This window comes from Halopseudomonas sp. (assembly GCF_041579695.1).
Taxonomy (GTDB): Bacteria; Pseudomonadota; Gammaproteobacteria; order Pseudomonadales; family Pseudomonadaceae; genus Halopseudomonas.
In genome coordinates this window covers 1-11,763 of record NZ_JBFGFI010000088.1, presented here as the reverse complement: position 1 = coordinate 11,763, position 11,763 = coordinate 1, and the positions used below count along the sequence as shown (strand labels likewise).

12 protein-coding genes are annotated in these 11,763 nt (G+C 59.0%); 11 read left to right on the top strand and 1 reads right to left on the bottom strand.

Annotated features, from left to right (window positions below; genetic code table 11):
• The first annotated feature begins 65 nt into the window (after positions 1–65).
• The 9 genes from ABYA88_RS13695 to ABYA88_RS13655 all read left to right on the top strand — a co-directional run bounded on the left by ABYA88_RS13695 (position 66) and on the right by ABYA88_RS13655 (position 10,084).
• Positions 66–977: an N-acetylmuramoyl-L-alanine amidase gene (locus ABYA88_RS13695; RefSeq protein ID WP_373187944.1), complete on the top strand. Its 912-nt coding sequence runs from the start codon at positions 66–68 to the stop codon at positions 975–977.
• Positions 978–980: 3 nt separating this feature from the next.
• A complete protein-coding gene (locus ABYA88_RS13690; RefSeq protein WP_373187942.1) occupies positions 981–2,210 on the top strand; it encodes a nucleoside recognition domain-containing protein in 1,230 nt (409 codons plus the stop codon).
• A gap of 187 nt (positions 2,211–2,397) precedes the next feature.
• On the top strand, positions 2,398–3,447 hold the full coding sequence (locus tag ABYA88_RS13685; RefSeq protein ID WP_373187941.1) for a substrate-binding domain-containing protein: 1,050 nt from the start codon (positions 2,398–2,400) through the stop codon (positions 3,445–3,447).
• 149 nt (positions 3,448–3,596) lie between these two features.
• Entirely contained in the window at positions 3,597–4,985 is a 1,389-nt protein-coding gene (gene pstC / locus ABYA88_RS13680) for a phosphate ABC transporter permease subunit PstC (RefSeq protein ID WP_373187939.1), read from the top strand.
• Entirely contained in the window at positions 4,978–6,255 is a 1,278-nt protein-coding gene (gene pstA, locus ABYA88_RS13675; protein WP_373187938.1) for a phosphate ABC transporter permease PstA, read from the top strand. The genes pstC and pstA overlap by 8 nt, the downstream gene beginning before the upstream one ends.
• Before the next feature lie 10 nt (positions 6,256–6,265).
• On the top strand, positions 6,266–7,159 hold the full coding sequence (gene pstB / locus ABYA88_RS13670; protein WP_373187936.1) for a phosphate ABC transporter ATP-binding protein PstB: 894 nt from the start codon (positions 6,266–6,268) through the stop codon (positions 7,157–7,159).
• 30 nt (positions 7,160–7,189) lie between these two features.
• Positions 7,190–7,912 carry a phosphate signaling complex protein PhoU gene (gene phoU / locus ABYA88_RS13665; RefSeq protein ID WP_373187935.1) on the top strand — a complete coding sequence of 241 codons (723 nt, stop codon included), beginning with the start codon at positions 7,190–7,192 and terminating at the stop codon, positions 7,910–7,912.
• A gap of 114 nt (positions 7,913–8,026) precedes the next feature.
• On the top strand, positions 8,027–9,145 hold the full coding sequence (gene ada, locus ABYA88_RS13660) for a bifunctional DNA-binding transcriptional regulator/O6-methylguanine-DNA methyltransferase Ada (protein WP_373187933.1): 1,119 nt from the start codon (positions 8,027–8,029) through the stop codon (positions 9,143–9,145).
• Between the two features lie 102 nt (positions 9,146–9,247).
• Positions 9,248–10,084 (top strand): PhzF family phenazine biosynthesis protein, encoded by an 837-nt coding sequence (locus ABYA88_RS13655; RefSeq protein ID WP_373187931.1) that lies wholly within the window; start codon positions 9,248–9,250, stop codon positions 10,082–10,084.
• Between the two features lie 29 nt (positions 10,085–10,113).
• On the opposite strand, the gene ABYA88_RS13650 is transcribed toward ABYA88_RS13655, so the two are convergent.
• Complete coding sequence (locus ABYA88_RS13650; RefSeq protein ID WP_373187930.1) at positions 10,114–10,389, bottom strand: TIGR03643 family protein; 276 nt, start codon at positions 10,387–10,389, stop codon at positions 10,114–10,116.
• Positions 10,390–10,553: 164 nt separating this feature from the next.
• On the opposite strand from ABYA88_RS13650, the gene ABYA88_RS13645 reads away from it, so the two are divergent.
• Positions 10,554–10,940, top strand: coding sequence for a DoxX family protein (locus tag ABYA88_RS13645; RefSeq protein WP_373187929.1), 387 nt, complete (start codon positions 10,554–10,556; stop codon positions 10,938–10,940).
• Between the two features lie 76 nt (positions 10,941–11,016).
• Positions 11,017–11,763, top strand: a 747-nt coding sequence (locus ABYA88_RS13640) for an alpha/beta hydrolase (RefSeq protein WP_373187928.1), incomplete at its 3' end; no start/stop codon positions are given.

Genomic DNA, 11,763 nt, shown 5'->3' with positions numbered 1-11,763 from the left:
TGAGGCGCTGCAACCCGTGAGAGGTCGTGCTAGCCTGCTGCCTTTATCAAGCAGAGTCTGCACCCATGCTGCGCCGATTGACCTCTCTGTTCTGCCTGAGTCTCCTGCTCGGTGGCTGCGCCCCTATGCTGGAGATCGATGCCAGCCATAGCTCGGCTAACCACGACAGCCGGGTGCAGTATGTAATCGTGCATTACACCTCCTCCGGCTTCGACCGCGCCCTGATGCACCTGACCCGCGGCGAAGTCAGTAGTCACTATCTGATCAGCGAGCAACCAACCATCTATCGTCTGGTGGATGAAAACCGCCGCGCCTGGCACACAGGTGACAGCAGCTGGCAGGGGCGAACCTGGCTCAATGCGAGCTCCATCGGTATCGAGATTGTCCATCCCGGGTACACCGACACAGCGCAGGGCAGGATCTGGCATCCCTGGCCAAGAGAACAGATCGAAGCCCTGATACCGCTGCTACAGGACATACTGCGGCGCCACCAACTAACGCCCGACCGGGTTTTGGGCCATAGCGATGTCGCCCCGCAACGCAAGGTTGACCCCGGCCCGCTGTTCCCCTGGCAGCAATTAGCCGAGGCGGGAGTGGCCATCTGGCCGGAGGCCGCAGTGGTGACTCGCTATAGACAGGTACTGGCCGGCCGGACTCCTCCGCCGCAGTGGTTCGAAATGGCCTTGCAGACTTTCGGCTACCGGCTGGAAATCAGCCCCGGAGCACCACCTGCCGCACGGAAAAAGGCGCGACAAAATGTAATTGCTGCTTTTCAGATGCGCTTTCGCCCGGCGCGCCATGATGGCGTGGCAGATGCGGAGACAGCTGCCATCCTCGCCGCCCTGGTGCCTGCTACCACCACTACTTCGCTCTGGTGCATACCCGTGGCATCCGCGTCGCCGGTCGTTGCGACATCAGTCCTACCGACATCCGGCGCACTGCCAGCATGCTCCGCCGCGGAAACGGGGGCTGACTGACCGATGCTGAATGGAATCTGGCTGAGCTTCTTCCTCGCTGCCTTCGCCGCCGCGCTCTGGCAGTGGCTGGGGATGGGCGACGCTGAGGTGTTCGGCCGCCTGGTCGCCTCGTTGTTCGACATGGCGCGGCTCAGCGTCGAAATCATCCTCGTACTGGTCGGCACCATGACCCTGTGGCTGGGCTTTCTTGCGATTGCGGAGAAGGCTGGGCTGATCCGGGTGCTGGCCCGTGTGCTGGACCCCTTATTCCGGCGGCTGATGCCAGAGGTTCCCAGCGGCCATCCCGCATTGGGCCATATCAGCATGAATTTTGCCGCCAATATTCTCGGCCTGGACAACGCTGCAACCCCGATCGGCATCAAGGCGATGCACTCATTGCAAAGCCTCAACCCAAGCCCCAATACCGCGAGTAATGCCCAGATCCTGTTTCTGGTGCTCAACTCCTCCTCGCTGACCCTGCTTCCGGTCACCATCTTCATGTACCGCGCGCAACAGGGCGCTGCCGAACCTACGGCGGTTTTCTTGCCTATACTGCTGGCAACCACCGCATCGAGTCTGGTCGGCCTGCTGAGCGTGGCCCTGATGCAGCGACTGAAGCTCTGGCACCCGGTCGTGCTCGCGTATCTGCTCGGTGGCGGGCTGGCACTGGGGCTTTTGCTGACCACGTTGGCGGGCATGTCAGCGCAGGCACTGGCAGCGACCTCAAGCCTGGTCGGCAATCTCACCCTGTTCGGAATCGTGATTGCGTTTCTCGCCATCGGCGCGCTGCGCCGGGTCAACGTCTACGATACTTTCATCGAAGGCGCCAAGGAGGGCTTCAGCTTCACCATCTCGCTGCTACCCTATCTGGTCGCCATGCTGGTCGCGGTCGGGGCACTGCGCGCCAGCGGTGTGCTCGATGGCGCGCTCGATGGCGTACGTTGGATGGTCGAGGGCCTGGGCTGGGACACCCGTTTCATCGATGCGTTGCCCACTGCCTTTATCAAACCGCTATCGGGCAGTGGTGCCCGCGCGTTGATGATCGAAACCATGGACAACTTCGGTGTGGACAGTTTCCCCGCCCTGCTGGCCGCGACGTTCCAGGGCAGCACGGAAACCACTTTCTACGTGATCGCGGTGTATTTCGGCGCTGTCGGTATTACCCGGATTCGCCATGGCCTGGGTTGCGCGCTGCTGGCGGACTTTGCCGGCATGTTGACGGCCATCGCCGTATGCTACTGGTTTTTTGGGTAGATCCACTCAAGCAAATTGCCCTCCGCCGGCTGTTCCCGGCGAGTTTCGGAGCTGACCATGCGGTAACGAAAAGATTCCGGCACCGCCCGCACATTTCTTTCAATGTAACAAAGCTGTCACACAGACCCATTACTGTTCTCACATCGGCGAAACAAACCCGGTACACAACGTAAAAATGGAGACACGCGTGATGAAATTGAAAACAGCTCTTACCACTGCGGCACTCGCGGTCAGCCTTGCTACCGTAGCTGCTCCGGCCATGGCTCGCGATACCATCAACATCGTCGGCTCATCCACTGTTTATCCGTTCGCAACCGTTGTTGCCGAGCGTTTTGGCCGCAACACCGACTTCCCGACTCCCAAGCTGGAATCCACCGGTTCGGGCGGCGGCATGAAACTGTTCTGTGCCGGTGTTGGCGTGCAGCATCCGGACATCACCAACTCCTCTCGTCGTATGAAAGAAAGCGAGTTTGAAAATTGCCAGGCCAACGGCGTGGAGAAAGTCACCGAATTGAAGATCGGTTCCGACGGCATCGTTATTGCCCAGTCCAACGAAGCCCCGAAGTGGGATCTGTCCCTGAAGGAAATTTACCTGGCACTGGCCAAAGACGTACCCGATCCCAAGGGTGGCGATAAACTGGTTCCGAATCCCTACCAGAAGTGGAGCGATATCGATTCCAGCCTGCCTGACATGGCTATCAGCGTAATGGGGCCGCCGCCCACCTCCGGTACCCGCGATGCCTTCGTTGAGATTGCAATGGAAGGTGGCTGTAAAGAGTTCGCTTTCATCAAGTCGATGGAAGAAGACAAGTTCAAGTCTGCCTGCCACAGCATGCGCGAAGATGGTCCGTTCGTTGAAGCCGGCGAAAACGACAACCTGATTGTCCAGCGTCTGGCACAGGACAAGGGTACCGTCGGCATCTTCGGTTACAGCTTCCTGATGGAGAACGAAGGTCAGATCCAGGCACTGACGGTTGACGGTGTCGAGCCGCGTCCCGAGACCATTTCCGACGAGGAATATCCGGTTGCCCGTTCCCTGTACTTCTACGTGAAGAATGCTCACGTAGGCGTGATTCCCGGTATCCAGGAATACGTTTCAGAGTTCACCAGCGAAGGTGCCTGGGGTGACAATGGCTACCTGGTCGACGTGGGCCTGGTTCCCAATCCGCGTGACGCTCGCATGAAGATCGGCAAGCAGGCACGTGAGCTGCAGCCAATGACTGGTAACGAGTTCTGATTCTCAGTTACCCGTTTCGACAGTAAGAAAGGAGAGCGCGAGCCCAAGCTCGCGTTCTTCTATTGCGTTTGTCTGATTATTTTTCTTCGACAAACTGGCAGACTAGGCGCTGAAGTGACCTATCTACCGGATCAAAAACAGAGACTGTTATGCAGACTGCCCATCTTTTACTACTCATCCTGGTGCTCACTCCAGTTGCGTACAGCCTGGCGCTGATGCGTTCGCGGGCAGTAGCCGAGCCCCTTGGCGGCATCCGCAATCTCAAAGCACTACCCTTTTATTATGCAGCGCGGGCGGCACTCTGGTGTGCCATCCCGGCGTTGATCGTATTGGCGGTATGGGCCGCCTTCGAGGACAGAGTCATCCAGAGCCTGGTGATCGCCTCCATGCCGGAAGATGTCTGGCCCGAAACTGCAGGCCGTGCCAGTCTGATGCTTTCCCAGATCAGCAACGTCGCCGCAGGCAAACTAGACGCTTCCATGGCGCCTGACTACATCGCTGCAGCGTCGAGCGTGCTGGAGAGCCTGCGCGAGCGCAGCGCGGACTTCAAGGCAATGCTCGTAGTGCTGGTCGCCGTGCTCGGCGCCGCCTTTGCCTGGACGCGTGTGGCGCCACATATCAACGCGCGGGAAAATGTCGAGAGAACACTACGCTGGATATTCTTCGTCTGCGCCGCGGTAGCGGTACTGACCACTGCCGGCATTGTCTTCTCGGTAATGTTCGAAACCCTGCGCTTCTTCGAGAAAGTGCCGATTGCCGACTTCCTGTTCAGTACTACCTGGAGCCCGCAAACGGCATTGCGCGCAGACCAGATCGGCTCCGAGGGTGCTTTCGGGGTCATTCCGCTGTTTACCGGCACTCTCTTGATCTCGGCTATAGCGCTTCTGGTAGCAGTGCCGACGGGGTTGCTTTCTGCAGTCTATCTGTCCGAGTACGCCAGCAAGCGAGCACGCTCGACGATCAAACCCTTGATGGAGCTGCTCGCCGGCATCCCCACGGTGGTTTATGGCTTTTTTGCCGCGCTCACCGTGGCACCTTTTATTCGCGACGTGGCGACCATGGTCGGCCTGGAAGCCTCTTCCCAGAGTGCGCTCGCCGCCGGTCTGGTCATGGGCATCATGATCATCCCCTTTGTCTCGTCGCTGTCCGATGACGTGATCAACGCCGTACCGCAGGCAATGCGCGACGGTTCGCTGGCACTCGGCGCTACCCAGTCGGAAACCATGAAGAAGGTGATCTTTCCCGCAGCGCTACCGGGCATCATGGGCGGCATTCTGCTCGCGGCATCCCGCGCCATTGGTGAAACCATGATCGTGGTGATGGCAGCGGGCCTGGCCGCCAACCTGACTGCCAATCCACTGGATTCGGTAACTACGGTCACGGTACAGATCGCTACGCTGCTGGTTGGTGACCAGGAGTTCGACAGCGCCAAGACCCTGTCGGCGTTTGCACTGGGCGCACTGCTGTTCATAGTCACGCTGGCACTCAACGTGCTGGCACTCAAAATCGTTCGCAAATATAGGGAACAGTATGACTGATCAACGTTCTCAGGCGGAGATCGTCCGCCGCTCCCTGAAAAAGCGTTATCGCAAGGAGCGCCGTTTCCGGATTTACGGCATGGTGGCGATTTTTATTGCCCTGGCGTCGCTGTTTATTCTATTTGCCGACATCATCAGCAAGGGGCACACCGGCTTCATCAAAACGACCATCACTCTTGACGTGACGCTCGACGCCGAGCAAATGTACCTGACCGACCCGACTGACGCAGATCAGCGTTCGATGGCTGATTTTGCGGCGCCGATCATAACCGCTCTGGAGGAGCAGATTTCCGGTACGCAAAGTGCCGCGCAAAAGCGTGAGCTCAAGGGCCTGGTTGGAAACTATGCTCCCAACCAGATCAGCGACCGACTGCGAAACAATCCGGAGCTGCTTAATACGACGCAGACCTTCGAGTTTCAGGCCCATGATCAGGTGTCCGTTTACGTGAAGCATGCGGACAACCCACGCTACAGCGTCCGATTATCGGAACAACAGCAGGCGTGGGTTGATCAGTTGATGGCAGAAGGGGTCATCGACACCAGCTTCAACGACACCCTTTTCAAGAGAGGCGACTCCCGAGACCCGGGTAGCGCGGGTATTCTCGGGGCTATTGTCGGCTCGCTGTTGACCATGTTCGTTACGCTGATAATTGCCTTCCCCATGGGCATCGCTGCGGCGGTTTACCTGGAAGAGTTTGCGCCGCAGAACAAGCTCACCGACTTTATCGAGGTGAATATCAACAACCTGGCAGCAGTGCCCTCGATCATCTTCGGCCTGCTCGGCCTGGCGGTGTTTATCGGTTTGTTCGGCATGCCCCGCTCAATACCGGTGGTCGGTGGTCTGGTACTGGCGTTGATGACGCTGCCAACCATCATCATTTCCAGCCGCGCGGCAATCAAGAGCGTTCCCCCCTCCATCCGCGAAGCCGCGGAGGGCATCGGCGCGTCGAAGATGCAGGTCGTGATGCACCATGTGATACCCCTGGCGATGCCGGGAATGCTGACCGGCTCCATTATCGGTATGGCCCAGGCACTGGGTGAAACCGCACCGTTGCTGCTGATCGGCATGGTGGCATTCATTGTTGACGTGCCCGATGGTTTCTTTGATTCCGCCACTGTGCTGCCGGTGCAGATCTACCTCTGGGCGAGCAGTTCAGAGCAGGGTTTTATAGAGCTGGCATCCGCCGGCATCATGGTGCTGCTCACTTTCATGATCAGTATGAACGCATTGGCCATCTGGCTGCGCAAGCGGCTCGAACGTCGCTGGTAAGGAGATTGCAATGACCACTATCCATTCACGCACTGCAGCGGACGAGCTGGCCTTACAGGACCAGAATAAAAAGCCTTCGGCAGATAAGGGCGCGCCCCAGAGCGCATCTATCGAAGAAGGCAAGACCGTCGGCAAACCCTATTCGGACGATCCGAAATTCAAACTTCGCGACGTCGAGGTCTTCTACGCGGATGATCGCGCGATCAAGAACATCAGCATCGATATTGGCCGCAATGAGGTGATCTCGTTCATTGGGCCCTCCGGCTGTGGCAAATCAACCTTTCTGCGCTGCCTGAACCGGATGAATGACAGCATCAGCATTTGCCAGGTCAAGGGCCAGCTGATGCTCGACGGCGAAGACATCTATCACTCGAAGAACGACGTGGTGGAGCTGCGCGCCCGGGTCGGCATGGTCTTTCAGAAACCCAATCCGTTTCCCAAGTCCATTTATGACAATGTCGCCTATGGTCCGCGGATTCACGGCCTGGCAAACCGCAAGGCCGACCTGGACGAGATTGTCGAGAACAGTCTGCGCAAGGCGGGCCTGTGGGACGAAGCCAAGGACCGCCTGCATGCGATGGCGACCGGCATGTCCGGCGGCCAGCAGCAGCGTCTGTGTATTGCCCGTGCGATTGCGGTAAACCCGGAAGTGATTCTGATGGACGAGCCCTGTTCAGCGCTTGATCCGATTGCCACTGCCAAAGTGGAAGAACTGATCGCCGAGATGTCGGAAAGCTACACGATTGTTATCGTCACACACTCGATGCAGCAGGCAGCGCGGGTATCCCATCGCACCGCCTATTTCCACCTGGGGCATCTGGTGGAAGTGAATGAGACCACGAAGGTTTTCACCGCCCCCCAGCACGACCTTACCGAATCCTATATAACCGGTCGCTTTGGCTAACCCTGGATAGTTGGACACTGGAGAAGCGTTATGACAGATAAAAAAGACGAAGTGTACGGCGATCACATCTCCCACAAGTTCAATGACGAACTGATGGATCTGAAAACCGAGTTCCTCAAGATGGGCGGCATGGTCGAATCGCAGGTTGATCGTGCGATCCAGGCGCTGGTCAACAGCGACGCCCAACAGGCCGAAGAAGTGCGCGCCGGCGACAAGATGGTCGACCGGATGGAAATGGACATAGATGAGGAAGCAACGCTGATCATCGCCCGACGCCAACCGGCTGCGCGGGATCTGCGTCTGGTCATATCGGTGATCAAGATGGTTGCCGACCTGGAGCGGGTGGGCGATGAGGCAAAGAAAATCGCCAAGTTCGCGATCAAGCTCGCGGAAGAGGGCCAGGCGCCGCGGGGCTATCTGGAAGTCCGGCATATTGGTGATCATGTGCTGAGCATGCTGCGTGATTCGCTGGATGCCTTTGCCCGCCTGGACTCGCAGCAGGCGTTGCGGATCATGAAGGAAGACAAGCGGGTGGATGAAGAATACCAGGCGGCCACCCGCACATTGCTTACCTTCATGATGGAAGATACCCGCAATATCTCCCGCTGCATGTCGGTCATGTGGATTCTGCGCGCGCTGGAGCGGGTAGGCGACCACGCCTGCAATATTGCCGAGAACGTGATCTTCATGGTCAAGGGCGAGGACGTGCGGCACACACCCGTAGAAGAGGCGGAGAAAGTCGTAGGCCGTTGAGCTGTGCCCGGGCGCAGCTCAAGCGCCCGGGCCGAATTTGAAAGCAAGAAACAGAGTGTTCGGCTCTGCGCTCGTCGCTAGAATGACTACATTCCCACGCGCCGGGCTGAGACCATGAAAGAGCATTCCAGTGATCAACAGGTGACGACTACAGATGATCCGCGCTGGGCTCGCGTAGTTGCTCGCGACCCGAACGCAGATTCACTCTTCTGGTATTCGGTGATCACCACAGGGGTCTACTGCCGGCCATCCTGTCCATCCCGCTCTGCAAAGCCGGAACACGTTCGCATTCATGATTCCCTTGCGGACGCCCAGGCCACTGGCTGCCGTCCATGCAGACGCTGCAATCCGGATGGTCCCTCAGGTCGGCAGGCAAATGCCGCTCTAGTCACCGAGGCTTGTCGTCTCCTCGAACAGTCCGAACATGATCTTTCGTTGGCACAGCTTGCCCAGAGCGTTGGACGCAGTCCGAGTCATTTTCTGCGAACCTTCAAGGCACTTGTAGGGGTCACTCCCAAGGTCTACGCAGCAGCGCTGCGTGCTCAGCAGACCCGTCACGAGCTGCAACAGGCGCCGAGCATAACCCAGGCGATGTATCAGGGTAGTTTCAGCTCAAGCAGCCATTTCTATCAAAATTCGGAGGCAATCCTCGGCATGACACCAACCGCTTACCGCTCAGGAGGGGTGCGTGAAACCCTGCACTTTGCCGTGGGAACTTGCTCCCTGGGCGCAATCCTGGTTGCGTCAAGCGAGAAGGGCGTGGTGTGTGTGACGCTTGGCCATGATGCCGGCCTCCTGGTCACAGATTTACAGGACCGCTTTCCGGCGGCAACCCTGGTCGGCGCCGATGCCGGCTACGAGCAGGTGATTGCCCCGGTGGTGGGCATGGTGGAGTCCCCCGGCATCGACTCCGACCTGCCGTTGGACATACGGGGTACCGTATTCCAGCAGCGTGTGTGGCAGGCTCTAAGGGCGATACCGGCAGGGCAGACAATGAGCTATGCCGAGGTCGCCCGGCAGATCGGGCAACCCACCTCGGCACGCGCCGTCGCCCGCGCCTGCGGCGCCAACGCAATCGCGGTAGCGATCCCCTGTCACCGCGTGGTTCGCCAGGACGGCGGTTTATCCGGCTATCGCTGGGGCATCGACCGCAAGCGGGCCCTGCTTGATCGTGAAGCCGGCAGCACGGCTGACACGCCACCACCCGGAGGGAAGCCACCGCTGACACGCTGACAAAGCCGGCGCTCGCTGTTTCTGACGGACTCTGTACCTGTACGTGTCCACACCGGTCTGGCTATGATCATTTCTCCATACAAGCTCAATCAGGTGCCAGCCATGCCCATCTCACTCCCGTTTCAGCAAGTTGATGTCTTTGCCGAGCATCCGCTGGAGGGCAATGCACTGGCGGTAGTCAGTGACGCCGCAGATCTGACAGATGCGCAGATGGCCGCTCTGGCCCGCTGGACCAATCTGAGCGAAACCACCTTTCTATTGCGCCCAACCCACCCGGAAGCCGATTACCGGGTGCGAATATTCACACCGCAACGTGAATTACCCTTTGCCGGACACCCGACGCTGGGTAGCTGTCATGTCTGGCTGGATAACGGTGGTAAACCGCGAGGGGAATCTATAGTGCAGGAATGCGCGGCCGGCCTGATTAGAATTCGGCATAGCGCCGGCCAACTGGCTTTCGCCGCGCCGCCATTGGTTCGCAGTGGTCCCGTAGAGGCGAACACTTTGCAGCAGATCGCCCGCGGCCTGGGTATGGACGTGGCTCGGATCCGCGCCAGCAACTGGGTGGATAACGGGCCAGGCTGGGTTGGCGTGCTGCTGTCTTCGCGCGAGGAAGTCATGGCCCTGCAAGCGGACTATCCAGCACTCGACGGACTCAATATCGGCGTGATCGCTCCCTGGCACGGCGAGGCTGCTGAAGCCGATGTCGAGGTGCGCGCCTTTATGGGCGGTGAATACGCCGAGGATCCAGTCACCGGCAGCCTTAATGCCAGCCTTGCCCAGTGGCTTATCGCAGCAGGGGAGTTGCCGGAGCGCTATGTGGCCAGCCAGGGCACCGCGCTTGGGCGACGCGGCAGAGTCTCTATTGAAAGAATCGACGCTGATATCTGGGTGGGCGGGCAAGTCCAGCCCTGCATAGTCGGGCAGATCAGTATCTGAAGATTATGCAGCGGCACTACCCGCAGACTTCATCGTTTGTACTGTGTTGGGCAATATCCCCGAATCACACCAGGATCGCGCAGGGCGACATGCTTGGTAACCCGGCCACTGACACGCCTGCGCCAAAGACGGAACGAGCTGGGCTTGAGCTCTCGGCGCATCAGGCGGACGACGGCAGGCTCATTCAGTCCGTAAAGCGTTTCTATGGCCTCGAAGGGCGTGCGATCCTCCCAGGCCATTTCAATGACGCGAGCCATATCGGCCGACGCCAACGCAGTGGTCGCCATTAATGAATGCTGCGTCATCGTTTTGTTCCAGTCTGCTGATGTTCATAACGATTGAAACAGCTGACGCCGACTGGTGCCATCCGAAGGTATGACAAAAGGCTTCCTTCGCCAGGCAGAAGCGATAAGCCAGGATCGATGCTAGAGTTTTGAGGTGACCTCAACAACCATTCCAGGTGACCCCCATGCTCGATCGTCTCAATAACCCGTACGTAATGGCCGCAGGTCGTACCCTGCTAGTGCTGGTCTATTTTATAGGCGGCTTCGCCCTGCTTACCGGCAACGTTCCGATCGATTACGCCGCATCGAAAGGCGTACCGGCGTTTGCCGTCTGGATCGGTTTTACGATCAAGCTATTCGGCGGCCTGGCGGTGATCATCGGCTTCCAGACCCGCATCGCTGCGTGCCTGTTGATCCTCTTCACCCTGGGCACGGCGTTCATCTTTCACCCGTTCTGGGTCGAAGGTGAATGGAATACCTTCTGGAAGGAAATCTCGATGATCGGTGGTTTGCTGGTGGTTGCCGCGGTCGGGCCGGGCAGCCTGAGCGTCGATGAGCGGATGAAGGGATGACACCGGCAAGCCCAGCGCGTGAATGGGCTACATTGACCTAGCGAACGCAGCTGCAGAACCAACCAGGAGCGCCCCGATGTTTCTCAGTGATCCACAAAGCCTGAACACCCTACGCGGGCAGTTTTCCTATCGTGAGGGCGGTGATCCTGACGGCACACCGCTGGTAATGATCCACGGCTGGCCGGAGAGTTCCTGGTGCTGGGAACATGTGGGTCGTCATCTGAAACCGGGACTGGGGGTCATTGCGCCGGATCTGCGCGGACTCGGCGACAGCGAACGCACCGAGGGACAGGAGCACTATCGCAAGCAGGCGCTGGCACAGGACGTGATCGCCATGCTGGACGCGCTGGGTGTCGATCGCTTTCAGCTGGTCGGGCATGACTGGGGCGGCGTGGTGGCTCAGGAAATGGCGTTGGCGGCGCCCGCCAGGGTCGAGAGAATGGTGCTCATGAATATTGTTCTGATCAACAATCTCAAGGGCAACATGGCGGTGGCCGAAAAGCTCCAGAGCGCTGGTGGCCAGTCTTACTGGTATCAGCATTTCCAGCAGGCGCCGGGGCTGCCTGAAGCCATGATTCCGGGCAACGAGGAAACCTGGTTACGCTACTTCCTCAGCGGCTGGGGGAATCCACTGCCCGAGGAATCCATCGCCGAGTACATCCGCATGTACCGCATCCCGGGTACGGCTGGTGCGGGAGCGAACTACTATCGGGCTTTCGGCGAGGACGCCAAACGCTGGGCCGGCCTGGCAGGTCATGTCTGGCCCATGCCCGGGCTGTATGTGTATGGCAAGGAAGATCCGGTCATTATCCCGGCCTATCTG